The organism is Nocardia sp. NPDC023733 (assembly GCF_040639775.1).
In the GTDB taxonomy this organism is placed as follows: domain Bacteria; phylum Actinomycetota; class Actinomycetes; order Mycobacteriales; family Mycobacteriaceae; genus Nocardia; species Nocardia rosealba.
In genome coordinates this window covers 1,054,629-1,080,812 of record NZ_JBFAAN010000001.1, presented here as the reverse complement: position 1 = coordinate 1,080,812, position 26,184 = coordinate 1,054,629, and the positions used below count along the sequence as shown (strand labels likewise).

Sequence of the window (26,184 nt, the reverse complement as noted above, 5' to 3'; positions counted from 1 at the left end):
CCACGGTATCCGATACCAGCGGTACTGGGTACCGTTTCGGTCAGGCGGGCGTGATCTCGAGGCCGATGGTGCCGTCCTTGCCCCGCCGCAGGTTGCTGAAGAAGATCACCAGCGGGCCGGTGAGCCGGTACTTGCGGCGCAGCAGCGAACGCACCTGCTCGGTCTCGGCGCCGTCGAGCACGCGCGCGGTGCCCGACACCACCGCGCCGTGCGTCTTACCGCGCGCATCGCACGGCTGCACGGTCACCTCGGCATTGCGGCGGATGCGCTTGACCTTCCAGCTGTCGGTCACCGTCCAGACATACAGCTTGTCCTCGCGCGACACGGCCCACACCGGGGTACCGACGGGTGTGCCGTCCTTACGAAACGTGGTGAGCAGAACATAGTTCGCGGTCGCGGCCTCGCCCAGGCGGTTCGTCATCCCCTGAGCCTAGCGGTGCGAAAACTGGTACGGGCGGGGCGCCGGAAAGGTTCGTAGGCTCGGATTCATGAGCGATGCCGCAGTGCCGATGTTGTGGAGTGGTGATCTCGGGGCCACGTTGGCGTTCTATCGAACGCTGGGGTGGACGGTGACCCATGAGCAGACCCGGCCGTATGCGTACGGGGTGGTCGAGGGTCATGGGACCGCGTTGCACTTCTCCCCGGCCCCCGCTGGGGTGGAGCTTCCCCTCGAACACGTTGCGGCGCTGCTACTGGTCGACGACGTCGCCGACCGGCACGCGAAGTTCACCGCCGCACTGCGCACCGCGTACGGCAAGATCCCGGTGAAGGGTTGCCCGCGGATCACCCGTTTCCGGCCGGGGCAGTCGCGATTCACGCTGGTCGATCCGGTCGGCAATACGCTGCTGGTGATCCAGCGCGACGAACCGGAGTCCCTCGAATACGGCGGTTCCCGCGATCTCGAGGGTCTACCGAGGGTTCTCGACAATGCCCGCATCTTCCGCGATTTCAAGAACGACGACCGCGCCGCCACCCGAGCCCTGGAAACCGGTCTACGCCGTTTCGGCGCCACCGCTTCCGCGACAGACCTGGCCCGCGCCTACGCCGCCCTGGCCGAACTGGCCGTCGCCGCAGGCGATTCCGACCGCCTCACCCACTGGAAATCCGAACTGAACACCCTGACCCTCACGCCCGAGGAACGTGCCTCGCTGGCGACCGACGCCGCCGTACCGGACCAGCTGGCCGCCTGGCTCGCAGCGACCGAGTAACCGCCACAGGCCGCGGTGGCCGCGACCTGTGGAATCGTGACGCTACGAATCGCAGGGTCGCCCCGCCCTGGCGCCGCGCCGAATACCACTGCAAGACCTTTCCCTCGCGGTGAACAGAAGACTGTCCGACATAGATTCCGACTGGTTTCGTGTCACCGAACAGATGAAAAGACTGACCGGACTATCCGTTTCGATGCGGAGATCGGAGCGGAACGATGAGCCCGAGGTGGGCCCGGCAGGATGGGTTCGGGATTCGACTCGACTGGGGGCCTACGGGGGCGGCAGTGATCGGTGCGGGTGCGGCCTGCGTGGTGGTGGTCGATGTGTTGTCCTTCAGTACGACGGTGTCTGTTGCCGTCTCGGCGGGGACTGCGGTCTACCCCTATCGCTGGCGTGACGATTCCGCGCAGGTGTTCGCGGCGCGGCACGGTGCCGAACTCGCCGTCGGACGACGTGCTGTCGACGCCACCCATCCGTGGTCGCTGTCTCCGGCGGCGATCCGCCGCGCACCGTTCGCCGAGCGCCTGGTCCTGCCTTCCCCCAACGGTTCGACCATCGCCTCGGCTGTGGTGGGTCCGCCCGTCGTCGCGGCCTGTCTGCGCAATGCCGATGCGGTCGCCACGTGGATCACCGAGCGGCGGTGGGGCACGCCCCAGCAGCCGATCGCGATCGTTCCCGCCGGTGAACGGTGGCCGGACGACGCCACACTTCGGCCCGCTGTCGAGGACCTGCTCGGCGCCGGAGCCCTCGCGGCCGCGCTGATCGACCGAGGTTGTGGTCGACCCTCGCCCGAAGCCCGCTCCGCCGCACATGCTTTCCTGTCGGTGACGAACATCGGCACGGAACTCGACGAGTGTGCGTCGGGCCGGGAACTTCGATCGGGCGGGTTCGCAGACGATGTCGACATCGCGGCGCAGATCAATGCGGACACCGTCGTTCCGGTCCTCGCCGACGGCGCGTTCACCGATCACAGCCGTGAGCCGCCCTCCCCGGCGACCGGTCGGCGGGGAGCCGCTGCCGCCGACCCACCGCCCCGAATCTAGTGATTCGAGCCGATCACCACACGATGAGGCAACCCCTGGATGGCACTGACGTCGCCTCCGACCGGTCCGAGGCCAGAGCCGCGGTGTAAGTGACGGCGCCGTCGAGCGACGGACCCGTCACGGGAGCGCCGTGGGCGGCGGCGGTGATACCTCTCGAGAGAGAGAGAGAGATCAAATTCGCGAGGTCAGCACGCTCGGTCCGTCGGCGGTGACGGCAATCGTGTGCTCACTGTGTGCGCAACGCGACCCGTCGGCCGAGCGGATGGTCCACCCGTCGGCGTCGGTGTAGACCTTGTCGGTGCCCGCCGCGAACCAGGGTTCGATGGCGATGGTGAGCCCCGGCCGCAGCAGGAATCCGCGCCCGGCCCGTCCGTTGTTGGCCACGTGCGGATCTTCGTGCATGGTCCGCCCGATGCCATGCCCGCCGTATTCGGTATTGATCGGATACCCGTATCCGCGTGCGACATTCGCGATCGCGGCCGAGATATCGCCCAGCCGGTTACCGGGTTGCGCGGCGGCGATCCCGGCGGCCAGCGCCTCCTCGGTGGCCCGCACCAGCCGCTGATCGTCGGCCGAGCCGGTGCCGACGGTGAACGAGATCGCCGAGTCCGCGCTCCAGCCGTCGATGGTGACGGCCAGGTCGGCGGTGAGCAGATCACCGTCGCGCAGTACGTAATCATGCGGAAGTCCGTGCAGGACAGCATCGTTGACAGCCAGACACACCGTATTGCGGAACGGTCCACGCCCGAACGACGGCGAGTAGTCCCAGTAGCACGACACCGCGCCGCGCTCGCGAATCCGTTCGCGCACATAGGCTTCCAGCTCGAGCAGGTTCACCCCTACCAGCGCTCGTTCGCGCACGCCGGCCAGTACGTCCGCGACGAACCGGCCGGTCACCCGCATTCGTTCGATCTCCTCGGGAGTCTTCAACTCCACCATCACGCCTCCACTCGGTATTTTTATACCGACACTAGCCGTGCCGGTATAAAAATACCAAGCTCAGCGGTTGAGGTTGCCCATGTCGACCGGGATCTGCGCGCCCGTCACCTGACCCGCCTCGTCCGAACACAGCCACGCCACCGCCGCCGCGATCTCCTCCGGCTGACAGATGTAGCTCGGCAGCGCGTTCATGAAGATGGGCCCGAGGGTGCTCGCGTGCTCCTCGAGCAGCGGACCCATCTCGCCCATCTGCATCCCGGTCGCCACCCCCGCCGGGTGCACGGTGTTCACCCGGATGCCGTACCCGCCGAGCTCGTTGGCCATGGTCTTGGCCAGGCCGGTGATGGCGTGTTTGCTGGCGACATAGTGGCCGACGAACGGCATGCCCTTGAGTCCGGCCACCGAACTGGTGAACACCATCGCACCACCGCTGCCCTGCGCGATCAGGTGTGGCACAGCGGCTTTCGCGGTATGCCACACACCGGTCAGGTTCACATCGATGGTCTCGCGCCACTGTTCGGGCGTGATCTCCCACGACAGCGCCGCCGAGCAGATGCCCGCGTTGGCGACCACCACGTCGAGCCTGCCGAGCTGCTCGATACCGGCGGCCAGCGCAGTCGAGAGCGCGTCGAAATCGCGCACATCGACCTTGTTCGCGACGATCCGGCCACCGGCGGCCTCGACGAGCTTCACCGTCTCGGCCAGGTCGTCTTCCGTCGCCCCCGCGTATCCGGTGCTGCCGAATTCCGCGCAGGCGTCGACGGCGATCACGTCGGCGCCTTCCTCGGCGAAGCGCACCGCCTCGGCCCTGCCCTGTCCGCGCGCCGCGCCCGTCACGAAGACCACCTTGTCCTCGAACCGTCGTGCCACGTTCCTACCTCCGAACCTCGTCGTCCTTCATGAACACTTCACCACCACGGAACGGGCCGTGCGGTACGAAACCGGATTTCCGGCGGCGTCGGGTCCTACACGGCGGCAGGATCGTGGGCGAAGCTCGCCCACGCCCGGACGACGATCTCCCCCGCGGCATCGACACCGGTAAGGGTGACATCGACGCGCGGCTCACCGTCCTGGATGTAGTGCTGGGTGATGTGACCCGAGCAGGTCACGGTGTCGCCCGGCGGCAGGGCGCGCAGCACGCGAGTGCGGAAGCGGCGGATGTTCTCGGCGCCGAGCCAGTCGGTGGCGTAGGTGGCGAGCAGTTCGGCCGAGTGCGGTGTGCTCTCCTCGGCGACAACGGATTCGGTGACCGACGCCCACGACTCGGCGACGAGCCCGCCGGTGCGGTCGAAGTACTGGACGAGCGATTCGGAGCCGTCCGGATCGTGCCGGTCGATCGCACGGACGGCGGTCAGCCGATCACCGGCGCGCGGTGGCGGCCCGAAGAACCGGTGGTCGGTCTCGGTCCGGCCACCGGTGACGCGCCCACCCGCGGGCAGGAACGTCGGCGGGACCACGGGCCGTTCGGCGAGCCGGTAGGCCGGATCGCGCGAGAGCGCCCGGGCCGCGAACAACCGGATGTCCTCGGTGTCCAGATCGACGGCCACCGCCCTACCTGCGTGCACGCTCACGATCACTCCTCTCGTCCTGCTCGGCCGCCACGCTAGGTGGCCACCGGTGTTGTGACCGGTTCCTCTCCCGCTGATCGGGACATCGCGACGCGGGCGGGAAAACATGTCCACTGACCGGGACGACCCCATCACCGCCGACCCCCGACGGGCACACCATCGGCGCAGCTCATCCCCACTCCGCCCGAACATGGAGGTTTCGATGCCGGAGAACCCGCCGAACGGCCGAACCCAGTCCGCCACACCCGAATTCCGGGAGATCGAGGCCGCTGCCGCACCCACCCGCTTCGCCCGCGGCTGGCACTGCCTCGGCCTGCTCTCGTCGTTCCGCGACGGTGTGCCCCACGAGGTCAAGGCTTTCGGCACCACCCTGGTGGTGTTCCAGTCCGAGACCGACGGCGCCCTGCACGTGCTCGACGGTTTCTGCAGGCACATGGGCGGCAACCTCGCCCACGGCACCATCAAGGGCGACTCGATCGCCTGCCCGTTCCACGACTGGCGCTGGGGCGGCAACGGCAAGTGCACGGCGATCCCGTACGCGCGCCGGGTTCCCCCGCTGGCCAAGACCCGATCCTGGCCGACGCTGGAACGCAACGGCCAGCTCTACATCTGGCACGACCCGCAGGGCAGCAAACCCACCGACGCGGTGACCATTCCCGAGATCGAGGGCTACGGCAGCCCGGAATGGACCGACTGGACGTGGAACTCGATGCTCATCGAAGGCTCACACTGTCGTGAGATCGTCGACAACGTCGTCGACATGGCGCACTTCTTCTACGTGCACTACGCGTTCCCGCGCTATTTCAAGAACGTCTTCGAGGGCCACGTCGCCACCCAGTACATGCGCTCGACGCCGCGCCACGACATCGAGGTCGGCACCAGTTACGACGATCCGAACTCGACGTTGCGTTCGGACGCTTCGTATTTCGGCCCCTCCTACATGATCGATTGGCTGTGGAGCGAGGCCAACGGCATGACGATCGAGACGGTCCTCATCAACTGCCACTACCCCGTCAGCGAGAACTCCTTCGTGCTGCAGTACGGCGCGATGGTGAAGAAGCCGCAGGGCATGTCCGATGCCGACGCCGAGGCGATGGCCGCGCAGTTCGCGCGCGGTGTGGAGGTCGGCTTCGAGCAGGACGTCGAGATCTGGAAGAACAAGGCCCCCATCGACAACCCGCTCCTCTCGGAGGAGGACGGGCCGGTCTACCAGCTGCGCCGTTGGTACAAGCAGTTCTACGTCGATGTCGACGAGGTCACCGAGGACATGACCAAGCGCTTCGAATTCGAGATCGACACCGAGCGGGCCGTCACCAGCTGGGAGGCCGAGGTGGCCGACAACATCGCCCGCGGCCGGGTCGTCGACACCACCGCCTGATCCGCATCCACCTTCAGAGAAAGCACCACCCATGACCAACGTGCTCGACAACATCATGGCGATCGCCGACCGCCTGCGTGAGCAGAGCCCCGAGGCCGAACGCCTCGGTCAGCTGCCCGACGCGACCGCGAAGATGCTGAAGGCGGCCGGCCCGATCCGGTTGCTGCAGCCCAAGAAGTACGGCGGGTTCGAGGCCCATCCGCGCGAGTTCGCCGAGACGGTGATGGCCGCAGCCTCGCTCGACCCGGCCACCGGCTGGATCTGCGGCATCGTCGGCGTGCACCCGTGGCAGCTGGCCTTCGCCGATCCGAAGGTGCAGGAGGAGGTGTGGGGCTCCGACAGTGACACCTGGATGGCCTCGCCGTACGCGCCGACCGGCATCGCGCGCCCGGTGGAGGGCGGCTACATCTTCAACGGCCGCTGGCAGTTCAGCTCCGGCACCGATCACTGCGACTGGATCTTCCTGGGCGCCATGCTCGGTGACGCCGAGGGCAAGATGGCGATGCCGCCGACGATGCTGCACATGATCCTGCCGCGCGCCGACTACACCATCGTCGAGGACTCCTGGAATGTCGTGGGGCTCAAGGGCACTGGGTCCAAGGACATCATCGTCAAGGACGCCTTCGTGCCGTCCTACCGGGTGATGAACGGCGATCACGTGATCGACGGGACCGCGCAGCGCGAGTACGGCGTCACCGACACGCTCTACAAGATGCCGTGGTCGACGATGTTCCCGCTCGGCATCAGCGCCGCGGTGGTCGGCATCGCCGAGGGCGCGCTCGCCGCGCACCTGGACTACCAGCGCGAACGGGTCGGCGCCCAGGGCACCGCCGTCAAGGACGACCCGTATGTGTTGTTCGCGATCGGCGAGGCGGCGGCCGATATCAATGCCGCGCGCCAGGAGCTGCTGGCCAACGTGGATCGCGTGTGGGACCTGGTCGATGCCGGGAAGGAGGTCGGCTTCGCCGATCGCGCGGCGGGCAGACGCACCCAGGTGCGTGCGGCGTGGCGGGCGGTGATGGCCGTGGACCAGATCTTCGCCCGATCCGGCGGCAACGCGCTGCGCATGGACAAGCCCCTGCAGCGCTTCTGGCGCGACGCGCACGCCGGCCTCAACCACGCCATCCACGTGCCGAGCACGGTCTACCACGCCTCGGCGCTGAGTTCGCTCGGCATCGACCCCGCCCCGAACCTGCGCTCGATGATCTGAGCGAATACCGAAGAAGGACAACGTCAATGACAGACATCAAGAGCCTCGGCTATGTGAAGATCCAGACCGCCGACATGGACCGCTGGCGCAAGTTCGCCTTCGAGGTCCTCGGTTTCGCCCAGGGCAGCGGCCCCGACGAGGACGCGCTGTATCTGCGGATGGACGAGCGCGCCGCCCGGATGGTGGTGGTGCCCGGTGAGTCGGACGCGGTGGTGACCATCGGCTGGGAGGTGCGCGACCACGCCGCACTGGTCCGGGTGCAGGAGGCGGTCACGGCGGCCGGCATCGCGGTGAAGCCGCTGTCGGTCGAGGAGGCCGACGCACGGCGGGTCGAGGAGGCCATCACTTTCGAGGACCCCACCGGCGCCACACTCGAGGTGTTCCACGGCGCGCTGCTCGACCACAGCCCCGTGGTCACGCCCTTCGGCGCGAAATTCGTCACGGGCGCACAGGGTTTGGGCCACGTGGTGCTGCCGACGATGGGCCTGGGCGGCGCGTTCGAGTTCTACACCGAGGTGCTCGGCTTCCTGCCGCGCGGCGCCTTCCGCATCCCCGCGCCGCCGGAGTACGGGCCGGTGCGGATCCGGTTCCTCGGCGTCAACGAACGCCATCACAGCCTGGCACTGTGCCCCGCGCCGCACGGCGGGGCGCCGGGCCTGATCCACATCATGGTCGAGGTAGACAGCCTCGACGCGGTCGGCCAGGCCCTGGACCGGGTGAGCAAGGACGGCTTCTCGGTGTCCTCGACGCTCGGCAGGCACACCAACGACAAGATGGTGTCGTTCTACGTCCGCGCGCCCGGCGGCTGGGACATCGAGTTCGGTACCGAAGGCATGCGGGTGGACGAGCGGTACTACACCGCCGAGGAGATCACCGCCGACAGCTACTGGGGCCACGACTGGTCCGGCAGCGAGCCGCTCGCGGCGATGTAACCCGGCACACACCGACCGGCCCCCGGTCCGAGCCTCGCTCGGGCCGGGGGTTTTCGTGTTTTCGCTATGCGATGCCCTGTATTCCTGTGACAGCTACCACAGGAAGTGGTATAAATAGGCATATGCCTAATCGAAATATGCGCTAGGCATCAGCTCGTTGATCCGAATGGAGAGCTCATGGTCATCCAGGCCGAGGCCACCACCCCGAGCGCGATTCTCGATCGCGCGTCCCTGCTGCTCGACGCCTTCGACGGGCCGGGCAGGCTCACCCTCGCCCAGATCGTGCGCCGTACCGGTCTACCCCGGTCCTCGGCGCACCGCATGCTGGAGCGGTTGGTGCAGTTGCGTTGGCTACGCCGCGAAGGCCGTGACTACGAGCTCGGCATCCGGCTGATGGAGCTGGGTTCGCTCGCGGTGCACCAGGATCGGCTGCATCGCGCCGCCATGCCCTTCCTGCACGAACTGCACCGCGCCACCGGATTCGTCGTGCACTTGGCGGTCCTCGACGGCGCCGACGTGGTGTATCTGGACAAGATCGGCGGCGACTTGGCCGCGGCCGTGCCCACCCGCGTCGGCGGTCGGCGGCCCGCGCACTGTACGGCGGTCGGCAAGGCGATCCTCGCCTCGGCCGACGAGCGCCGCCTCGCGGAAATCCTCACCGCCCAGGGCTCGCGGACCCGCTACTCGATCAACTCCAGGGCCCAACTCGACGCGGAACTGGCTAAAGTGCGGGCGCACGGCGTCGCCGTGGAACGCGAGGAATCACTGCCCGGTTTCGGCTGTATCGCCGCACCGATCGGCGACCTCGGCCAGGCCGCCGTGGCGGCGGTCTCGGTGTGCGGTCCCGTGGATCGGATGCTGTTCGACCACCGGCTGAGCGCTCCGGTACGCACCACAGCGCTCAACATCTGGCGCCATGTCGACGACGGTCGGGTACGAGTGCGCCCGACCCTGCAACAGCACCCCCGCCCGTTGAATATCGGCCCACGCCCCCTTGCGCCGGCCGGCCAGCGAGCACGCGACTACGCCTGATCGAGGTACTGCGGCCGTCGCTCCCCCACGATGCGTCCGGTTCGCGAGCGCGCATATGCCGTCACTCCGCTTCCGGTGCGGGTGGCGGTCGCGTCGGCTGGGGTAGGTAGCGATCAGCACCCGCCCCGGCCGACGTCGACGGTGTGTTACCCGCGCACCGGCTCGTTGACGCAGAAGCTGTGGCAGATACGGTCGCGCACAATGACTTCCGGATGTTCGGGATCGAACCAGCGGTCCACGTGGGCCCAGTGGACGGGGTGCATGAGATACGCGCCGTCCAGCCCGTCGAGGTCGGTGAACTGCTGTTCCCAGACATGAGTCCACGACGCGGATCCGATCGCGCGCGTGGTCCGGCTCAGCCGCCAGGACCGGATGGTCGAGATGTAGTGCGGCATGCGGAGCAGATCGGCTTCGAACCGGTCGACGGTCGCGGGCGGGGTTTCCGGCGAGACACGAAGCAGGAGCACGCGATACACCGACCCTGCAGGTGGTTCGGCGGCGCCGGCGGTGCCTGCCACGTACTCGGCGCCGTCCATGTGGACGACACCGTCGACCATCGGGTCCCACTGTGGTGCAACGGTTTCCCATGCCGAGGCGTCGTCGAAGCGCAGGTGCACCAGGATGTCCCCGCCGTTGCGCACACCGTGCAGAGTCGGCTGGACGAGGACTCGGCGGGCCGGTGATGCGAGCGCGCCGGCCCGCAGGTCCGCGAGCACTCGATCGGCGTCGGCCGTAGGGGCCAGATGAATTAGCCGGATGACGTCAAACATTGCCGAGCCTCTCGATGTCGGCGGGTGCGGCGCCGGTTGTCCTGGTGCGTTCGAGGACGAGATGATCGACGTCGTCCCACCAGTGCCGCACGGATTCGTCGAGGCGGCCCTGCCAGGTCATCGCCCACCAGCCGGCCGCACCGTCGAGGACCCAGGTGGCGGTCACCGTGTTGGGCTCGTCCGGGAACCAGACGGGCGGGCTCACGACCAGCCGTTCCAGTGTCATGCCGCGGGCCCGGGCACCCGGCGCATACCCGCTCAGATAGGTGTCGACGAACTCCTTCGCCCGGCCGGGTCTCGTGACGACGGTGTCGATGACATAGACGTTCGTGGTGTCCATCCGCCGACGATAGGCAGCCGTCGCGGCAGGTCGGCGGGTTGTTTCCGCCCAGCGGGAGAACCCGGTCCGGTGCACGGGGATCCCGCCCTACGGTGAGGCGCACGACGCGCTGACCGACCGTGTCGGCACATTCACAGGAGGTTCAGTGACAATCCGTGACTACCCGACCACGGGGCCGGGTGCCGTGCCGGATCCCGAGGTGGCAGCGATGCTGGCGGCCCTGGACGCGGGATTTCCCGATGTGGCCGCGATGTCGGCCGCCGACGCGCGGGCCGCCATCTTCGCGAGACGTGGTGCGCCACAGCGGCTTCCCGATCTGCCCTCGGTCCGCGACGTGGTCGTCGACGGACCGGGCGGTGCGTTGACGGTGCGGGTGTACCGGCCCTACGACGACGGGCCGCCCCGGCCGGTGATCGTGTTCGCACACGGCGGCGGTTTTGTCTTCTGCGATCTCGACAGTCACGACGAGTTCTGCCGCTCCATGGCAGTGGGTGTCGGAGCGGTGGTCGTCGCGGTCGACTACCGCCTCGCCCCGGAACATCCCGGGCCCGCCGCCCACGACGACATGCTCGCCACAGTCCGGTGGGCAGCCGAACACATCGCTACATACGGCGGCGACCCCGCCCGCATCGCGCTGGCGGGTGACAGCGCGGGCGGCAACCTCGCCGCCACGGTCGCGCTCGCGGTGCGTGACGGGAACGGCCCGCCGGTGGCCGCGCAGATCCTGCTCTACCCCGTGATCGACGACGACTTCGACACCGAGTCCTACCGCCGCTTCGGCACCGGCCACTACAACACCACCCGGGCGATGCGCTGGTACTGGCAGCAGTACGCCCCCCACGGCACCGACGACGTGCGCCTGGTCCCCACCCGCGCCGAAACCCTCGCGGGCGTGGCCCCCGCCGTCGTGGTGACCGCCGAACTCGACCCACCGTGCTCGGCAGGCGACGCCTACGCCGCACGCCTGGAAGCCGACGGCGTGCCGGTCCGCCACCGCCGCTACGACGGCCTGTTCCACGGCTTCCTGACCATCCCGTCCCTGGCCGCGACCCAGTCGGCGCGCACCGAGATCTGGGCGATGATCCGCGAAACCCTCGGTCTCGGCTGAACCCCGGGCTCCTCGGCGACGCCTACTCGGGCGCGTCCGGGTGCCCGCCCGCCGCCTGCACGCGCTGCTCGATCTCACGCCAGCGTCCGGGCGTGGGGTGCGGGTACTCGGCGCGGTCGTCGTGTTCGGCGCCTGCCAGGATCGTCGCGGCCTGGTCGATCTCGTCGATCAGCTGCTGGGCGAGTTCGCGTTCGGCGGCGTAGTGGCGCTGGGCCCACTGCAGCACGATCTGCGAATAGGCCCAGCCCGGTTCGGATTTGGCGGCTTCGGCGTCGACGGCGGCGCGCTGCTCGAGCTGGTCGACGTCGGCGATGTGGTCGCGCAGAATCTGCTTGAGCCGCTCGGGTGAGCCGAGGTGGCCGAACATCACGCGCAGCAGCACATGGTGTTTGAGGACCGAGGGATCGACGGGCGCCTCATTCCACCAGGTGGTGACGGCGGCACGGCCCGCGTCGGTGATCTGGTACAGCCTGCGCCCGCGCATGGCGTTGTCGCTGTCGAGCCGGGAGGAGGCGAAACCGTGCTGTTCGAGCTTCTTCAGTTCCGCGTAGATCTGGCTGTAGGACGGGGTCCAGTAGAAGTAGCGCAGGCTCCAGTCGGCCCACTTCTTCAGGTCGTAGCCGGAGATCTCCTCTTCGAAGGAGAGCATCGCCAGGACCGCCCAACTGGTCGGCGGCAGGTTGGGCACGCCGGGGTCGGGGTCGGTGTTCGGCACCGGTGCATGGTAGCAACCGGCCCGGTCACCTCGGCTGTGTCGGCAACCGCTCACCGGGAGGACATCTTGAGAGCCGCACCGCCCGCCACCGATTCTGGGGGTATGAATGCAGACAATGTCGTCGTCGACGCAGGTGTTCCCAGCCCGGCCGAGCTGCGCGCGGTGCTCGGGCATTTCGCGACCGGGGTGGCGGTGATCGCCGCGCACGACGGCACCCGGCCGATCGGTTTCACCTGCCAGTCGGTGGTGTCGGTGTCGCTGGATCCGCCGTATGTGTCGTTCTGTCCGGCCAAGAGTTCGACGAGCTGGCCACTGCTGCGCCGCACGGGAACGCTGTGCATCAACATCCTGGCCGAGGATCAGCGCGCGGTGTGCGGCCGGTTCGCGGTGAGCGGCGGCGACAAGTTCGCCGGTGTGGAGTGGAGTCCGGCGGGCAACGGCGCGCCCGCCCTGCACGGGGCGCTCGCCCATATCGAGGCGTCGGTGGAGCTCGAGCACGACGCGGGCGACCACACCGTTGTGCTGGCCCGGATCAGCGGTCTGCGGGCCACCGAGGGCGCGCGACCGCTGCTGTACTACCGGGGTGGGTTCGGCGGGTTCGCCGGCTGACACAGCGACGGGGTGGTCGTCCGAAGACGACCACCCCGTTGCCCGTGGATCACGCCTCGAGAACGTCGAAGCCCTTGTAGCCCGCGGCCGCCACCTCGGCGATGATCTGCCCGTAGACGCCGAACCCACCGACGAACGGCATGAACACCCTCGGCTTGCCCTCGATATTGGCGCCCAGGTACCACGAATTCGCCTCGAGCATCAGCGTTCCCGCTGCCCGGTCGGCGCATTCCCGCACCCACGCCTCGACCGCGTCGGGCCGGGCTTCCAGCGCCACCGCGCCCTGGTCGTCGAGGAACCGGATCGCCTCGGCCACCCAGTCGACGTGCAGTTCCGAGTGCAGCACCATGTTCGCCAGCACCGAGGGACTGCCCGGACCGGTGAGATTGAACAGATTCGGGAACCCTGAGATACCCAGGCCCAGATAGGTTTTCGGGCCTTCTGCCCAGGTCTCGTTGAGGGTGACACCGCCGCGGCCGACGATGTTCATCCGCGAGACCGACCCGGTCATCGCGTCGAACCCGGTGGCCAGTACGAGGGTGTCGAGACGGTAGTGCGTCTCGGTCGTGTGCACACCGTCGGCATCGATGCCGGTGATCGGGGTGGCGCGCAGGTCGACGAGGTCGACATTGTCGCGGTTGAAGGTCTGGTAGTAGTTCGTGTCGGTGCAGATCCGCTTGGTGCCGATCGGGTGATCGCGCGGGATCAGGATGTCGGCCACGCGCGGGTCGTCGATCACCGCGCGCACTTTCTCCTCCCAGAACAGCCGCGCGGTGTCGTTGGCCTCGCGGGTGAGGAGCTGATCGGGGAAGGTCTTGGAGAACAGCACCCCACCCAGCTCCCACCGGCGCTGATAGGCCTCGCGGCGTTCCTCGTCGGTCGCCTCGACCGCGAGCTTCGGGTGCGGCTGGTGCGGTGAGCCGCCGCCACTGGCCATCGACAGCCGCCTGCGCTCGGCGTAGTTCGCCTTCTGCGCCCGCCGCTGTTCCTCGGTGATCGGCGTATTGCCCGCCGGGACACTGTAATTGGGCGTGCGCTGGAAGACGTGCAGGCGCGCGACCTCCTCGGCCAGGCACGGAATCGTCTGGATCCCGGACGAACCCGTGCCGATCACACCCACCCGCTGCCCGGCGATATCGACACCGTCGTGCGGCCAGTGCGAGGTGTGCAGTACCCGACCCGCGAAGGTGTCCAGGCCCGGGATGGCCGGGGTGTTGGCGTTCGACAGCGGGCCGGTGGCCAGCACCACGAACCGGGCCGACACCGCGCGCCCGGTGTCGGTGCCGACCTGCCAGCGCAGGGCAGGCTCGTCGAGCACGATATCGGTGACGCGCGTGCCGAATTCGATGTCGCGGCGCAGGTCGAAGCGGTCGGCGACGTGTTCGAGGTAGGCCAGGATCTCGGGCTGGGTGGCATACTTCTCGCTCCAGTTCCACTCCTGCTGCAGGTCCTCGTCGAAGGAGTACGAGTAGTCCACGCTCTCGACATCGCAGCGGGCACCTGGATAGCGGTTCCAATACCAGACGCCGCCCACGCCGTCGGCGGCCTCGAACACCCGCACGGTGAGTCCTTGTTCGCGGAACTTGTGCAGGGCGTAGAGCCCGGCGATGCCCGCGCCGACGACGACCACGTCGACCTCGGCCGGACCCTTCCCTGGTGACGATGGGGTCTTCACTGTGCCTGCCTTTCGATGGAGACCGGTTTTCCGCCGCGACGCTAGGGATCCGATCGGCATCCGAGCAGGTGGCCTTCCCGCTGACCGGCACGTTCGCCGGATCGTTGTCGCCTCCCGGTGATCGGGATGACCCGCATCACACCGGCGGGTCCGCGCATACGGTCGGGGCAAGTCGAGGCGGTATCAGGAGGAACAGTGGTGGACTGGAACGACGAGGTGGACGTGCTGGTCGCGGGCTCCGGCGGTGGCCTCGCGGGTGCGTACACCGCGGCCCGCGAGGGGCTCACCGTCGCAGTGGTCGAGGCGACCGACAAGTTCGGCGGCACGACAGCGTATTCCGGTGGCGGCGGCGTCTGGTACCCCTGCAACCCCGTCCTCGAGCGGGCGGGCACCGACGACACCCTCGACGACGCGCTCACCTACTACCGTGCCGTCGTCGGCGACCGCACGCCCGAGGACCTACAGCAGACCTATGTGCGGCGCGGTCGCGACCTCATCGAATACCTGGAATCCGACGAGCATTTCGCGTTCCAGATGCTGCCCTGGCCCGACTATTTCGGCAAGGCGCCCAAGGCGCGGCTCGACGGTCAGCGCCACATCATGCCGACACCGTTGCCCGCCGCCGAGCTGGGCGATCTGCGGGAATCCCTGCGCGGTCCGCTCGACACCGACCGGCTCGGGGCACCGCTGCCCGACCTGCTGATCGGCGGGCAGGCGCTGATCGGGCGGTTCCTGCGGGCGCTGTCGGGTTATCCCAACGTCACGTTGCACCTGTCCGCGCCGTTGGTCGAGCTGGTGGTCGAGGACGGGGTGGTGACCGGTGCGATCATCGAACGCGACGGGCAGCGCCACGCCATCCGCGCTCGCCGGGGCGTGGTGCTCGCGGCAGGCGGTTTCGAACAGAACCAGCAGTTGCGCGAGCAGTACGGTGTGCCCGGCCAGGCCCGGGACACCATGGGGCCCTGGGGAAATCAGGGACTGGCCCACCAGGCGGGGATCGCCGCAGGCGCCGACACCGACCTGATGGACCAGGCCTGGTGGTCACCCGGCCTGACCCATCCCGACGGGCGTTCGGCGTTCGCGCTGTGGTTCACCGGCGGCATCTTCGTCGACCGGAACGGCGAACGGTTCGTCAACGAGTCCGCCCCCTACGACCGGCTCGGCCGCGAGGTGATCCGACGGCTCGAGGCAGGCGAGATGACGTTGCCGTTCTGGATGATCTACGACGACTCCGAAGGCGAGGTGCCGCCGATCAAGGCCACCAATGTGTCCATGGTCGAGACCGAGAAATACGTCGCCGCCGGCCTGTGGCACACCGCCGAAACGCTGGCCGAACTGGCCGCGAAGATCGGAGTGCCTGCCGACAAGCTCGAGGCCACCGTCGAACGGTTCAACAGCATGGTCGCCACCGGCGTCGACCCGGACTTCGGGCGCGGCGACGAGGCGTACGACCGCGCCTTCTCCAACGGCGAACCACCGCTGGTTCGCATCGACAAGGGCCCGTTCCACGCGGCCGCCTTCGGCATCTCCGATCTCGGCACCAAGGGCGGCCTGCGCACCGACAGCGCCGCGCGCGTCCTCGACCGCGACGGGCAACCGATCCCCGGCCTGTACGCCGCGGGCAACACCATGGCCGCGGTGAGCGGCGAGGTGTACCCCGGCGGCGGCAACCCGATCGGTGCGTCGATGCTGTTCAGCCACCTCGCCGTCCTGGACATGCTGGGCAGTTAGGCCCCGGTCTCCTCGAAGGTGGCGCCACTGTGCGCTATCCGTTCGAGGGCGTAGGCGGGGTCGATCAGCGCCTCGGGCATGTGGATGCCCGGTGGCACGGCAGCACCGCGGAGCCCGAGCAACCGTTCGACCCCGAGCGCGATCCCGAGCGCGGTCAGCGGACGCTGTCCGCCCGGATGCACGAGTGTGCGACGCACTCGCCGAGCCGCGCCCGAGAAGTCGCTTCCCTCGACGTCGACGACGACCTCGAGGGAAGCGCCCGCGCCGCGCCGCCGGCCCGCGGACTCGCCGACCGCCAGGTCGAACCGGACGTTCGGCGCGCCCGTGGCCAGCGCGAGACTCGGCACGTCCAGGATCGGAACGCTCTGCCCGGCGAGCACCACCCCGTCACCGACCCGTACGTCGGCTCGGGCGTCGTCGCCGCTCACCCAGGTGAACACGCCGTCGCGGCGGATCAGTCCCGCGGTGGTGACTGCCGACCAGCGCTCCATGTCCGCGATGCCCGCCGGTCCCCCGGTATCGGAATCGTCCAGCGCCGCGGCGATTCCGATCCGTTCGACCCGCTCGAACTCCGCCGCGACCGCCAGGGTGGCGAGCACGACGATCCCGCCGAGATAGTGACTCGCCAGCAGGACCGGCGCCGCGGCCCGCCCACCACCCGCGACGACCTCGGGAGCGATGTCGAGCAGACCGCTGGACAGGCTCAGATAGGGCACGCCGTGGCGCGCGGCGAAGCCGAGCCCGTGCAGATGGGCGTCCCACAGTGCCGCCACCACCGCGGAATACGCGGCGTCGGCGGGCAGACCGAGGTCGGCGCGAGTGATGTCGATGGTGACCGCGTTCGCGCCACCGAGGCTCTCGGCGACTCGTCGCGCGCGTTCGATGTCCCGGCCCGCGATCGTGAGCTCGAGTTCCGGATACCACCGGCGCAGCAGCGCCGCCGTCCCCGCGCCCGCCTGCCCCGAGCCGCCCATGATCAGTACCGATGTCGCCTGTCGCGTCACGTCTTCTCCTTCGTCCAGTCAAGCTACATTTTGTAACTTACACTTTGTAGCTAAACTGGGGCGACTACGCAAGGGAGGAAGATTGCCGACCACGCCGACGCGCCTGTCCAGACCCGCAAGGCACGAACAGTTGATCGAGACCGCGCTGGCGATCGTGCGCGCCGAGGGCGCCGACGCACTGACTCTGCTCAGCCTCGCCGAGGCCGCCGGGGTGAGCAGACCGATCGTGTACGACCACTTCGGCACCCGTCCCGGACTGCTGCTCGAGCTGTATCGACGGCTCGACGAACGCCATCGGACCGCGACCGCCACGGCACTGGCGAGCGCCGCCCCCACCCCGGTCGAGATCGCGCGCGTGCTGAGCGGCGCGTATTTCACGTGCGCCACCGATATGCCCGAATTCAGCGCGGTCTCCGCCGCGCTCAAAGGGAATCGGGACATGGAGGCGATCCAGCGGGACCTGCTCGATGCCTACCTCACGTTGATGACGGACGCATTGATCCCGCACAGCGACCTCGCGGCCGACGCTCTTCGACTGCGGTGCGTCGGCATTCTCGGCGCGGCCGAAACGATCGCCGAGGAGCTGAACGCGCGGCGCTGCTCCCTCGACGCCGCGATCGGAGCCCTCGCCGATCTGATCGTCGGCAGCATCACGACGAGCGTCGCGACCTAGATCTCCCGCTGGCCGGGAAGCAGCCGCCCACCCACCCACCGGCCGTGATTGCGTTCATCGACCACTCCATCACCCATCTCCAGGAGCGACACGATGACATCAGCGGACCACATTCGAGACACGGTGCGGCGGTATGTGGAGACCGTCGGCGCCGGGACGGCCGCCGACGTCGTCGCGCTCTACCGCGAGGACGCCACCGTGGAGGACCCGGTCGGCAGCGAGGTGCGAGTCGGTCACGCCGCGATCACCGAGTTCTACGCCGCCATCGAGTCCCTTGACACGTCGACGGAACTGCTGAGCATCCGGGTCGCGGGCAACAGCGCCGCGTTCAACTTCCGGGTGGTCACCCGCTTCGGCGAGCAGACGTTCACGCTCGAGCCGATCGATGTGATGACCTTCGACGAGGACGGGCGCATCACCAGCATGCGGGCGTTCTGGTCGCAGGACGACATGGTAGTGTGCTGAGGAGCCCGAGAATGACTGCGAACCAGCAACAGTGGGACCACGAGGTCGGCTTCCTCGTCGTCGGCAGCGGTGCGGGTGGGCTCACGGGCGCACTCGCCGCGGCCGACCGCGGCCTCGACACGCTCGTCATCGAGAAGGCCGCCCACTACGGCGGCAGCACGGCTCTTTCGGGTGGCGGCATCTGGGTACCGAACAATCCGACCCTGCTGCGGGAGGGTCTGCGTGACGATCGCGCCGACGTGCGCGCCTATCTCGACGCGGTGGTCGGCGACCGGGTGCCGACCGCCAATCTCGACCGTTTCATCGACGAGGGCCCGCGCATGCTGGAGTTCCTCGAGACCAGCCCGCACCTGCGATTCCAATGGTGCACAGGCTATTCCGACTACCACCCCGAGGCGCCGGGTGGCCGCCCGGCCGGCCGGTCGATCGAACCGCTGCCCGTCGATCTCAAACAGCTCGGCCCCGACGAGGATCTGCTGCGCCCGGCCGCCCTCGCCACCCCACCTGGTCTGTTCATCACCTCCAAGGACTTCGTCCAGCTCAATATGGTGACCCGCACCTGGAAGGCGCGCTGGACCGCGCTGCTCACCGGGTTGCGCGCGATCAAGGCGATCGTGTTGCGCAGGCACATGGACACACTCGGCCGCGCGCTCATCGCCAGGCTGCGTCTTGCCCTGCGGGACGCGGGGGTGCCGTTGTGGCTGAACACCCCGCTGCGGTCGCTGATCACCGACGACACCGGCGCGGTGATCGGCGTGATCGCCGAGCGCGGCGGCCGCGAGATCCGCATCCGCGCCCGCGACGGTGTCCTGCTGGCCACCGGCGGGTTCGAGCACAACCAGGCCATGCGCAAGCAGTACCTGCCCGACGGCGGCCGCGACAATTTCAGCGCGGCCTCGGCGGACAACACCGGCGACGGCATCGTGGCCGGTGAAAAGGTCGGCGCCGCAGTGGATCTGATGGACGACGCGTGGTGGATGCCGTCGTTCCAGCGCCCGGAGGGTGTGAACCAGGTGCTGGTGTCGGAGCGGTCGATCCCGTGCTCGATCATCGTCGACAGCTCGGGCGCCCGCTTCACCAACGAGGCCGCGCCCTATGTCACCTTCGTGCATGCCCAGCTGGCCGGATCGCACGACCCGGCTTGGCTGATCTTCGATGCGAAAGCCAAGAGCCGCTACCCGATCGGCGGCGTCGTGCCGGGCCAGAAGTTCCCGGCGTCCTGGCTCGAGAGCGGTCTTCTGCGCACCGGCGCGACGGTGGACGAGCTGGCGGCGGCCATCGGTGTGCCCGCACTCGGCTTGCGCGAGTCCGTCGAGCGGTTCAACGGGTTCGCCCGCAACGGCCACGACGACGACTTCGGGCGCGGTGACAGCGCGTACGACAACTACTACGGCGACCCGACCCTGCCCCAGCCGACCCTCGACCCGCTCGACCGTGGCCCGTACTACGCGCTGCGGATTCGCATCGGTGATCTCGGCACCAAAGGCGGGCTGGTCTACAACGAGAACGCCCAGGTGCTGCGCGCCGACGGTTCCGTCATCGACGGGCTCTACGCGGCGGGCAACACCTCCGCCGCGGTGATGGGCAACGACTACGCGGGCGCGGGCGCGACCATCGGCCCGGCCATGGTGTTCGGGTACGTCGCCGCCGACCACGCCGCGGCAGCGCGCTGACCCGAGGAAAGATCATGCAACCCATCCAGTGCGCCACCTGCGGAAACCGGGTACTCGCCGAGAAGTTCAGCCCGAGTCACACCAGCGTGCAGTGGCTCGACGACGCCGAGTCCGCCTGCCCGGAGTTCGCCCGCCGGGCGGCCCTCGGCGAGCCGAGCAGCTGGATCCCGACCTGCCCGGCGCTGCGCGATTCCATCGAACGAGCTGTCGCCGCAGGCGAATTGGCGACCGATCAGCTCCGCAACGAACCGGTCCCCGGCCGCCTCGGCTGAGGCGACACAACCAGGAGAACATCATGCACAGACTCGACGGTCATCGGACGCTGGTCACCGGCGCCGGATCCGGTATCGGCCGCGCGACGGCGCTGCGCCTGCTCGACGAGGGCGCCACCGTGGTCGGCGCCGACGTATCGGCCGACGGCCTCGCGGCCGCCGCCACGCAGGCGAAGGAACGCGGCACGGGTGAGCGTTTCAGCGTCCTCACCCTCGATATCGGCAGCGAGCAATCGGTGGTCGAGGGTGTCCGATCGGCCACTGCCACCCTGGGCGGTCTGGATTCGGTGGTGAACGCGGCGGGCATCCTGCGTGCCTCGCACACCGAGCAGACCTCCCTCGAGTTGTGGAACCAGATCATCGGGGTGAATCTCACGGGCACGTTCCTCGTGGTCCGTGAGGCCTTGCCCGCGCTGCTGGCCAATCCGCGCTCGACCATCGTGAACTTCAGCTCCACCTCGGCGGCCTTCGCGCACCCCTATATGGCGGCGTACGCGGCGAGCAAGGGCGGCATCCAGTCCTTCACCCACGCCATCGCCCTCGAGTACGGCGGCAAGGGTGTGCGTGCGGTGTCGGTGGCGCCGGGCAGCATCAAGTCCGGGATCACCGATGCCACCGGTGGTTACGTGCCCGCCGATGCCGACTGGTCGCTGTTCGCCAAGCTGTCTCCCGTGTTGCCGACCGAGTTGGAGTCCGGTGGCGCGGGTATGGGCGACCCGGACGCGGTGGCGGGCGTGATCGCCATGCTGGTGTCCGAGGACGGCGCGTTCATCACCGGCACCGAGATCCGGATCGACGGGGGAACCCACGCCTGATGAGCATCACCTATGACGGCACGCTGCGCGAATTGCCCACCGACGCAGGCATTCTGCGCTACCACGAGGCCGGTGACGGCCCGCCCCTGCTGTTGCTGCACGGCTCCGGCCCCGGGGTGACCGGGTGGCGCAACTTCCGTGGCAATCTGGCCACCTTCGCCGAGCGGTTCCGCTGCCTGGTTCTAGAGTTCCCCGGTTTCGGGGTGAGCGACGACTTCGGCGGACACCCGATGGTGACCGCCCTGGACGCGGTGGCACGCTTCGTCGACGGACTCGGCCTGGAGCGGGTCGATATCATCGGCAACTCGATGGGCGGCGGCGTGGCGCTGAATTACGCCATCGCGCGACCGGATCGGGTGGGCAAGCTGGTGACCATCGGCGGAATCGGGCGCAACCTGTTCAGCCCTGGCCCCGGCGAGGGCATCAAGCTGCTGCAGGAGTTCACCGAGGAACCGACGCGGGAACGTCTGGTGCAGTGGTTGCATTCGATGGTGTTCGATCCGGCGATGGTGACCGAGGAACTCATCGAGGAGCGCTGGACTCAGGCCACCGATCCCGCGACCCTGGACAGCGCCCGGCGCATGTACAGCAAGGCGGCGTTCACGGCGATGGTGCGGGCGATGGAAGCGTCCGACGCTCCCCCGCCCTGGGCCATGCTGCACAAAGTGCAGGCGCCGACGCTGGTCACCTGGGGCCGCGACGACCGGGTGAGCCCGCTCGACATGGCCCTGATCCCGATGCGCACGATCCCGCGCGCCGAACTGCACGTGTTCCCGAACTGCGGGCACTGGGCGATGATCGAGCGGAAGGAAGAATTCGAATCGACGGTGCTGGCGTTCCTCACGCGCTGACAGCGTCTCTTTCCACCTTCACTGTATACCGTAAAGGGGGCCTTGCCACAAGGCCCCCTTTGTGGCGCATAATCGTCGGCCGCAGCATTTCACCTGCGGAAACACCGAAAGTGAGGGCTTGTGCCGGAACACGGTCACGACGAGGAATTGCAGTCGGAGCGCGAGTACGTGGCGCACCTGTACGCGCGGCTCGACGCCGAGCGCGCACAGGTGAAGGGCCGCTACAGCGCCGCACTGCGCGGCACCGGTAACTCCCCGATGGAACGCGACAACGAGGTGCGCGCGCTCGGGAAGGAGATCCAGCGCCTGAACGTCGCCGACAACGGTCTGTGTTTCGGCAGGCTGGATGCGGTGTCGGGGGAACCGTCCTACATCGGCCGCATCGGCCTGTTCGATGCCGGCGACGATTTCGAACCACTGCTGCTCGACTGGCGCGCGCCCGCCGCCCGCGCGTTCTATGTGGCCACCGCCGCCAACCCGGAGGGCATGCGCAGGCGGCGGCAGTTCCACACCCGCGATCGCCGGGTGCTCGGCTTCACCGACGAGATCCTCGGCAGGCCCGACGCGGGCGAAGGCGGCGACGCGGCGCTGCTGGCGGCGGTGAACGCACCGCGCGGGGACGGGATGCGCGACATCGTGGCGACGATCCAGGCCGAGCAGGACGAGATCATCCGCCTCGAACACCCGGGCGTCACCGTGATCGAAGGCGGCCCCGGCACCGGCAAGACCGTCGTCGCGCTGCACCGGGTGGCCTATCTGCTCTACACCCAGCGCAAGCGGATGGAACGCCAAGGTGTACTGGTGGTCGGCCCGAACCCGGCCTTCCTGAACCACATCGCGCACGTGCTGCCCGCGCTCGGTGAGACGAATGTCGTCTTCGCCACCACCGCCGATCTGATGCCCGGGCTGCACGCCACCGCCGAGGACACACCGGAAGCGGCGCGCGTCAAAGGCTCGCTGCGCATTCTCGACGTGCTCGGTGCCGCGATCGCGGACCGGCAACGACTGCCCGCGGTGCCGCGGGACATCGAGCTGGCCGACACGACGGTGCGCGTCGACGCGGCCGTCGCGGAGTGGGCGCGCGAGGAGGCGCGGGCGAGCGGACGACCGCACAACGAGGCGCGGGCGGTGTTCGCCGAGATCGTCACCTATGTGCTCACCGAACGCGCGATCGCACGCATCGGGAAGGGCTGGTTGACGCGCGAGGACAGCGAGGCGTGGGAGCAGCTGCGCGCGGACCTGACCGCCGAACTCGCCGAGAACACCGATTTCGTCGCTGTGCTCGACGAATGCTGGCCTGTTCTCACCCCGGAAGGGCTTCTCGCCGAACTGTATTCGTCCCCGGACCGTCTTCGCGCCGCGTCCGCGGACGAGTCGCTGTGGCGGGCCGACGGTGCCGCGTGGACGGTGTCGGACGTGCCGTTGCTCGACGAACTGGTCGATCTGCTCGGAAGCGGCGCCCCCGCCGACGACAGCGCCGAACGCGCCCGCAAGGCCGAAACCGCCTATGCCGAGGGCGTACTCGACACCCTGATCAGCCGCGAAGACCTGATGGACGACGAGGACCACCTGCTCGCCCAGGACATGCTCTACGGCGAGGACCTCGCCGACCGGTTCCTCGAGCGCGACACCCGCGAGCTCGCCGAACGCGCTGCGGCCGACCGTGATTGGACCTACGGGCATGTGGTCGTCGACGAGGCGCAGGAGCTCTCCGAGATGGACTGGCGGGTGTTGATGCGCCGCTGTCCGAGCCGCTCGTTCACCATCGTCGGCGACCTGGCCCAGCGCCGGTCACCGGCAGGTGCCACCGCGTGGGCGACGGTGCTCGACCCGTATGTTCCGGGCCGCTGGGTGTACCGCTCACTCACGGTGAACTACCGCACGCCCGCCGAGATCATGGCGGTCGCCGCCGCCGTGCTCGCCGAGTTCGCGCCGGAGGTTCGGCCACCGGATTCGGTGCGCGCGTGTGGTGTGCAGCCGTGGTCGCAGCAGGTCGATGCATCCGAATTTCCTTCGGCCATCGAGGCATTCGTGCGGACCGAGGCGGACCGGGAGGGCACGAGTGTGGTGATCGGTCCGGTCGGCATGCCGGGCACTGTGCCCGCGTCGGAAACCAAGGGCCTGGAGTTCGACGCCGTGCTCGTCGTCGAGCCGGGAAGGATTCTCGCGGAGGGACCGCGTGGCGCGGCGGAGCTGTATGTCGCACTCACCCGCGCCACCCAGCGCCTCGGCGTCGTCCACCACGACCCCCTCCCGGACGCACTCACCGGCCTCGCCGAGGCGCCGGAACCCCTCCCGGTCCGGTGATGTTCCGCAGGCCACCGACCTAGCGTTGGGTGCTGCCCGCGTCCACCGGCAGGGTGACGGCGGTGATGTAGCGAGCTTCGTCGGAGGCCAGGAACAGGGTGGCGTTGGCGATGTCGACGGGGTCGACCCACGGAATGGGCAGCATGTTCATCGACGTGGCGGCCTCGGCGAATTCCTCGCGGGTCGGATTCTCCCGGTCCGGCCGGAAGACCTTGCGCACCATGTCGTTCTGGATCATCGGGGTGTCCACATTGGTCGGGTGCACGGTGTTCACCCGGACATGGTGGGGCGCGAGTTCCTTCGCCAGCGAACGCATCAAGCCGACGACACCGTGTTTGGCCGCGACGTAGTGGGCGACGCCGACCAGCCCGCGTAATCCGGCGATGGAGCTGGTCAGGATCATCGCTCCCCCGTCACGAGCGATGAGGTGGGGTGTGGCCGCCTTGCAGGTCTGCCACACACCGGTGAGGTTGATGTCGATCATGGTCTGCCACTGCCGCTCGGTCAGCTCGAGGGCGAACGCGCTCGAGCTGATTCCGGCTGTGGCACAGACGATGTCGAGCCCGCCCAGCTCACCGACCCCGGCGTCGACGGCGGCCCGCAGCGCCGACCCGTCGCGCACGTCGACGACCGTGGCGACGATCCGCGCACCCGTCGCCTCGACGGCCCGGACGGTCTCGTCGAGATCGTCACGGCTCGCCGGTGGCGTCACCACGGTGTCGACCGGTCCGCAGAGGTCGAGCGCGATGATGTCGGCGCCCTCCTCGGCCAGCCGGATCGCCTGCGCGCGGCCGATACCACGCGCGGCGCCGGTCACCACCGCTACTTTGCCCGAAACCCGTCCCATGTCACACCTTCTGAGTCAGTCCGGCATCCACCACGAGCTGGGTTCCCGTCACATAACGGGACTCGTCGGATGCGAGGAAGAGCACGGCATTGCTGACGTCGACCGGTTCCACCCACGGGACCGGCAGCAGGGTGCGCCGGGCGAGTGCCTCGGCCGCGTCCTGCCGCGTCGGATTCGGCAGGTCCGGGCGCAGTTTCGCGTAGACCTCGTCGTTGAGGATCATCGGCGTCGCCACCGACCCCGGGTGCACGGTGTTCACCCGGATACCGCGCGGCCCGAGCTCGTTGGCCAGCGTGCGCGCCAACCCGACCACGGCGTGCTTGCTCGCCGAATAGTGCGCCGCCATGGCGCCGCCGACGATTCCGTTGACGGAGCTGACGATCACGATCGACCCACCGTCTACCAGCGCAGGCGCACCGGCACGCACCGTGTGCCAGGCACCGGTCAGATTGATATCGATGGTCCGCTGCCAGGCCTGGTCGGTGAGCTCCCACGACGGTGCGAGGTCGGTGTAGATGCCCGCGTTGGCCACGATCACGTCGAGCCTGCCGAGCTCACGCACCCCACCGGAAACGGCCGCATCGAGCACGTCCGCCTCACGCACATCGGCAGCAGCGGTGACGCACCGCCGTCCCAGCGCCTCGACGGCCTGCTTGGTCGTCGCCAATTCCGTTGCGGCGGTACCTATATCGAGGGCAATGATATCGGCGCCCTCCTCGGCAAGCCGCACGCAGTGCGCACGACCCATACCCCTGGCCGCACCGGTGACCAGCGCGACCCTGTCCTGCATGCGATTCATCGGGCGCCCCTACCAGATCGAGTGTCCACCCGGCCGACGCTAGGTTCGCCGCACCCCCGAATCGCCGGGCTCTCCCGGTGAGCGGACGATGCGCCGAGACTTCCCACCTACTGGGAGCGGCCGCGTCGATCTGCCCGATCCAACGGGCGTCGGCCTGTGATCCGGCTCGCCGGGCTTTACCTGAAGCGCAGTTCAGGTAATAGCTTGGGGGCAACGTGTA

General features: G+C 68.7%; 27 protein-coding genes. 16 read left to right on the top strand and 11 right to left on the bottom strand.

Going from position 1 to position 26,184, the window contains the following annotated elements; translation table 11 throughout:
* Positions 1-40 precede the first annotated feature (40 nt).
* Complete coding sequence (locus AB0F86_RS04960) at positions 41-421, bottom strand: PPOX class F420-dependent oxidoreductase (RefSeq protein ID WP_225282449.1); 381 nt, start codon at positions 419-421, stop codon at positions 41-43.
* A 67-nt stretch (positions 422-488) separates the two neighbouring features.
* Between AB0F86_RS04960 and AB0F86_RS04955 the strand changes: the two genes are divergently transcribed.
* Complete coding sequence (locus tag AB0F86_RS04955) at positions 489-1,208, top strand: glyoxalase (protein ID WP_356982085.1); 720 nt, start codon at positions 489-491, stop codon at positions 1,206-1,208.
* A gap of 215 nt (positions 1,209-1,423) precedes the next feature.
* Entirely contained in the window at positions 1,424-2,251 is an 828-nt protein-coding gene (locus tag AB0F86_RS04950; protein WP_356982083.1) for a 2-phosphosulfolactate phosphatase, read from the top strand.
* Between the two features lie 171 nt (positions 2,252-2,422).
* Here AB0F86_RS04950 and map read toward each other — a convergent pair whose 3' ends face one another.
* From map to AB0F86_RS04935, 3 genes are all read right to left on the bottom strand, one after another.
* Positions 2,423-3,190 carry a type I methionyl aminopeptidase gene (gene map / locus AB0F86_RS04945; protein WP_356982081.1) on the bottom strand — a complete coding sequence of 256 codons (768 nt, stop codon included), beginning with the start codon at positions 3,188-3,190 and terminating at the stop codon, positions 2,423-2,425.
* A 60-nt stretch (positions 3,191-3,250) separates the two neighbouring features.
* Positions 3,251-4,060 carry a mycofactocin-coupled SDR family oxidoreductase gene (locus tag AB0F86_RS04940; RefSeq protein WP_356982079.1) on the bottom strand — a complete coding sequence of 270 codons (810 nt, stop codon included), beginning with the start codon at positions 4,058-4,060 and terminating at the stop codon, positions 3,251-3,253.
* 95 nt (positions 4,061-4,155) lie between these two features.
* Positions 4,156-4,761: a hypothetical protein gene (locus tag AB0F86_RS04935; RefSeq protein WP_356982077.1), complete on the bottom strand. Its 606-nt coding sequence runs from the start codon at positions 4,759-4,761 to the stop codon at positions 4,156-4,158.
* 187 nt (positions 4,762-4,948) lie between these two features.
* Here AB0F86_RS04935 and AB0F86_RS04930 point away from each other — a divergent pair, with 187 nt between their 5' ends.
* The 4 genes from AB0F86_RS04930 (at position 4,949) to AB0F86_RS04915 (ending at position 9,310) form a co-directional block, all read left to right on the top strand.
* Positions 4,949-6,136 (top strand): Rieske 2Fe-2S domain-containing protein, encoded by a 1,188-nt coding sequence (locus AB0F86_RS04930; RefSeq protein WP_067492168.1) that lies wholly within the window; start codon positions 4,949-4,951, stop codon positions 6,134-6,136.
* 31 nt (positions 6,137-6,167) lie between these two features.
* Positions 6,168-7,346, top strand: a complete 1,179-nt coding sequence (locus AB0F86_RS04925; protein WP_181696352.1) for an acyl-CoA dehydrogenase family protein — start codon at positions 6,168-6,170, stop codon at positions 7,344-7,346.
* A 26-nt stretch (positions 7,347-7,372) separates the two neighbouring features.
* The gene (gene bphC / locus AB0F86_RS04920) at positions 7,373-8,278 is read left to right on the top strand and encodes a biphenyl-2,3-diol 1,2-dioxygenase (RefSeq protein ID WP_356982074.1); all 906 of its coding nucleotides are present in this window, start codon (positions 7,373-7,375) and stop codon (positions 8,276-8,278) included.
* Positions 8,279-8,455: 177 nt separating this feature from the next.
* A complete protein-coding gene (locus AB0F86_RS04915; protein WP_181696354.1) occupies positions 8,456-9,310 on the top strand; it encodes an IclR family transcriptional regulator in 855 nt (284 codons plus the stop codon).
* Between the two features lie 146 nt (positions 9,311-9,456).
* On the opposite strand, the gene AB0F86_RS04910 is transcribed toward AB0F86_RS04915, so the two are convergent.
* Together AB0F86_RS04910 and AB0F86_RS04905 are read right to left on the bottom strand one after the other, a co-directional pair.
* Positions 9,457-10,080 carry a Dabb family protein gene (locus tag AB0F86_RS04910; RefSeq protein ID WP_356982072.1) on the bottom strand — a complete coding sequence of 208 codons (624 nt, stop codon included), beginning with the start codon at positions 10,078-10,080 and terminating at the stop codon, positions 9,457-9,459.
* Positions 10,073-10,420, bottom strand: coding sequence for a hypothetical protein (locus AB0F86_RS04905; RefSeq protein WP_356982070.1), 348 nt, complete (start codon positions 10,418-10,420; stop codon positions 10,073-10,075). The genes AB0F86_RS04910 and AB0F86_RS04905 overlap by 8 nt, the downstream gene beginning before the upstream one ends.
* A 145-nt stretch (positions 10,421-10,565) precedes the next feature.
* Here AB0F86_RS04905 and AB0F86_RS04900 point away from each other — a divergent pair, with 145 nt between their 5' ends.
* Complete coding sequence (locus tag AB0F86_RS04900) at positions 10,566-11,528, top strand: alpha/beta hydrolase (protein WP_356982068.1); 963 nt, start codon at positions 10,566-10,568, stop codon at positions 11,526-11,528.
* Positions 11,529-11,550: 22 nt separating this feature from the next.
* On the opposite strand, the gene AB0F86_RS04895 is transcribed toward AB0F86_RS04900, so the two are convergent.
* Positions 11,551-12,177, bottom strand: coding sequence for a PadR family transcriptional regulator (locus AB0F86_RS04895; RefSeq protein WP_243749795.1), 627 nt, complete (start codon positions 12,175-12,177; stop codon positions 11,551-11,553).
* Between the two features lie 168 nt (positions 12,178-12,345).
* Here AB0F86_RS04895 and AB0F86_RS04890 point away from each other — a divergent pair, with 168 nt between their 5' ends.
* Positions 12,346-12,852 (top strand): flavin reductase family protein, encoded by a 507-nt coding sequence (locus AB0F86_RS04890; protein WP_067492161.1) that lies wholly within the window; start codon positions 12,346-12,348, stop codon positions 12,850-12,852.
* A 49-nt stretch (positions 12,853-12,901) separates the two neighbouring features.
* Here the strand turns inward: AB0F86_RS04890 and AB0F86_RS04885 are convergent, their stop codons facing one another.
* Positions 12,902-14,527 (bottom strand): NAD(P)/FAD-dependent oxidoreductase, encoded by a 1,626-nt coding sequence (locus AB0F86_RS04885; protein ID WP_356982066.1) that lies wholly within the window; start codon positions 14,525-14,527, stop codon positions 12,902-12,904.
* Between the two features lie 195 nt (positions 14,528-14,722).
* Between AB0F86_RS04885 and AB0F86_RS04880 the strand changes: the two genes are divergently transcribed.
* Entirely contained in the window at positions 14,723-16,258 is a 1,536-nt protein-coding gene (locus AB0F86_RS04880; protein ID WP_356982064.1) for an FAD-binding protein, read from the top strand.
* Here the strand turns inward: AB0F86_RS04880 and AB0F86_RS04875 are convergent.
* Positions 16,255-17,262: a saccharopine dehydrogenase gene (locus tag AB0F86_RS04875; RefSeq protein WP_356982063.1), complete on the bottom strand. Its 1,008-nt coding sequence runs from the start codon at positions 17,260-17,262 to the stop codon at positions 16,255-16,257. The genes AB0F86_RS04880 and AB0F86_RS04875 overlap by 4 nt on opposite strands.
* A gap of 130 nt (positions 17,263-17,392) precedes the next feature.
* Here AB0F86_RS04875 and AB0F86_RS04870 point away from each other — a divergent pair, with 130 nt between their 5' ends.
* The 7 genes from AB0F86_RS04870 (at position 17,393) to helR (ending at position 24,318) form a co-directional block, all read left to right on the top strand.
* Positions 17,393-17,935 carry a TetR/AcrR family transcriptional regulator gene (locus AB0F86_RS04870; protein WP_255494930.1) on the top strand — a complete coding sequence of 181 codons (543 nt, stop codon included), beginning with the start codon at positions 17,393-17,395 and terminating at the stop codon, positions 17,933-17,935.
* 93 nt (positions 17,936-18,028) lie between these two features.
* Positions 18,029-18,400: a nuclear transport factor 2 family protein gene (locus AB0F86_RS04865; protein WP_356982061.1), complete on the top strand. Its 372-nt coding sequence runs from the start codon at positions 18,029-18,031 to the stop codon at positions 18,398-18,400.
* Positions 18,401-18,411: 11 nt separating this feature from the next.
* The gene (locus AB0F86_RS04860; RefSeq protein ID WP_356982059.1) at positions 18,412-20,073 is read left to right on the top strand and encodes an FAD-binding protein; all 1,662 of its coding nucleotides are present in this window, start codon (positions 18,412-18,414) and stop codon (positions 20,071-20,073) included.
* Between the two features lie 14 nt (positions 20,074-20,087).
* Positions 20,088-20,345 (top strand): hypothetical protein, encoded by a 258-nt coding sequence (locus AB0F86_RS04855; RefSeq protein WP_067492154.1) that lies wholly within the window; start codon positions 20,088-20,090, stop codon positions 20,343-20,345.
* 23 nt (positions 20,346-20,368) lie between these two features.
* Complete coding sequence (locus AB0F86_RS04850; RefSeq protein ID WP_356982058.1) at positions 20,369-21,160, top strand: SDR family NAD(P)-dependent oxidoreductase; 792 nt, start codon at positions 20,369-20,371, stop codon at positions 21,158-21,160.
* A complete protein-coding gene (locus AB0F86_RS04845; RefSeq protein WP_356982057.1) occupies positions 21,160-22,011 on the top strand; it encodes an alpha/beta fold hydrolase in 852 nt (283 codons plus the stop codon). Before AB0F86_RS04850 ends, AB0F86_RS04845 begins: the two co-directional genes overlap by 1 nt.
* 120 nt (positions 22,012-22,131) lie before the next feature.
* Positions 22,132-24,318, top strand: a complete 2,187-nt coding sequence (gene helR / locus AB0F86_RS04840) for an RNA polymerase recycling motor ATPase HelR (protein WP_356982055.1) — start codon at positions 22,132-22,134, stop codon at positions 24,316-24,318.
* A gap of 19 nt (positions 24,319-24,337) precedes the next feature.
* Here helR and AB0F86_RS04835 read toward each other — a convergent pair whose 3' ends face one another.
* Both AB0F86_RS04835 and AB0F86_RS04830 read right to left on the bottom strand, forming a co-directional pair.
* Positions 24,338-25,165 carry a mycofactocin-coupled SDR family oxidoreductase gene (locus AB0F86_RS04835; protein WP_356982053.1) on the bottom strand — a complete coding sequence of 276 codons (828 nt, stop codon included), beginning with the start codon at positions 25,163-25,165 and terminating at the stop codon, positions 24,338-24,340.
* A 1-nt stretch (position 25,166) separates the two neighbouring features.
* Positions 25,167-25,964: a mycofactocin-coupled SDR family oxidoreductase gene (locus AB0F86_RS04830; RefSeq protein WP_356982052.1), complete on the bottom strand. Its 798-nt coding sequence runs from the start codon at positions 25,962-25,964 to the stop codon at positions 25,167-25,169.
* Positions 25,965-26,184 lie beyond the last annotated feature (220 nt).

Excerpts from the sequence above, each read along its gene's own strand:
- map (WP_356982081.1), bottom strand. The coding sequence starts at position 3,190 with ATGGTGGAGTTGAAGACTCCCGAGGAGATCGAACGAATGCGGGTGACC.
- AB0F86_RS04910 (WP_356982072.1), bottom strand. The coding sequence starts at position 10,080 with ATGTTTGACGTCATCCGGCTAATTCATCTGGCCCCTACGGCCGACGCC.
- AB0F86_RS04930 (WP_067492168.1), top strand. The coding sequence starts at position 4,949 with ATGGAGGTTTCGATGCCGGAGAACCCGCCGAACGGCCGAACCCAGTCC.
- AB0F86_RS04865 (WP_356982061.1), top strand. The coding sequence starts at position 18,029 with ATGACATCAGCGGACCACATTCGAGACACGGTGCGGCGGTATGTGGAG.
- AB0F86_RS04895 (WP_243749795.1), bottom strand. The coding sequence starts at position 12,177 with ATGCTCTCCTTCGAAGAGGAGATCTCCGGCTACGACCTGAAGAAGTGG.
- AB0F86_RS04925 (WP_181696352.1), top strand. The coding sequence starts at position 6,168 with ATGACCAACGTGCTCGACAACATCATGGCGATCGCCGACCGCCTGCGT.
- AB0F86_RS04830 (WP_356982052.1), bottom strand. The coding sequence starts at position 25,964 with ATGAATCGCATGCAGGACAGGGTCGCGCTGGTCACCGGTGCGGCCAGG.
- AB0F86_RS04850 (WP_356982058.1), top strand. The coding sequence starts at position 20,369 with ATGCACAGACTCGACGGTCATCGGACGCTGGTCACCGGCGCCGGATCC.
- AB0F86_RS04845 (WP_356982057.1), top strand. The coding sequence starts at position 21,160 with ATGAGCATCACCTATGACGGCACGCTGCGCGAATTGCCCACCGACGCA.
- AB0F86_RS04855 (WP_067492154.1), top strand. The coding sequence starts at position 20,088 with ATGCAACCCATCCAGTGCGCCACCTGCGGAAACCGGGTACTCGCCGAG.
- AB0F86_RS04955 (WP_356982085.1), top strand. The coding sequence starts at position 489 with ATGAGCGATGCCGCAGTGCCGATGTTGTGGAGTGGTGATCTCGGGGCC.
- AB0F86_RS04915 (WP_181696354.1), top strand. The coding sequence starts at position 8,456 with ATGGTCATCCAGGCCGAGGCCACCACCCCGAGCGCGATTCTCGATCGC.
- AB0F86_RS04860 (WP_356982059.1), top strand. The coding sequence starts at position 18,412 with ATGACTGCGAACCAGCAACAGTGGGACCACGAGGTCGGCTTCCTCGTC.
- AB0F86_RS04905 (WP_356982070.1), bottom strand. The coding sequence starts at position 10,420 with ATGGACACCACGAACGTCTATGTCATCGACACCGTCGTCACGAGACCC.
- AB0F86_RS04950 (WP_356982083.1), top strand. The coding sequence starts at position 1,424 with ATGAGCCCGAGGTGGGCCCGGCAGGATGGGTTCGGGATTCGACTCGAC.
- bphC (WP_356982074.1), top strand. The coding sequence starts at position 7,373 with ATGACAGACATCAAGAGCCTCGGCTATGTGAAGATCCAGACCGCCGAC.
- AB0F86_RS04890 (WP_067492161.1), top strand. The coding sequence starts at position 12,346 with ATGAATGCAGACAATGTCGTCGTCGACGCAGGTGTTCCCAGCCCGGCC.
- AB0F86_RS04960 (WP_225282449.1), bottom strand. The coding sequence starts at position 421 with ATGACGAACCGCCTGGGCGAGGCCGCGACCGCGAACTATGTTCTGCTC.
- AB0F86_RS04835 (WP_356982053.1), bottom strand. The coding sequence starts at position 25,165 with ATGGGACGGGTTTCGGGCAAAGTAGCGGTGGTGACCGGCGCCGCGCGT.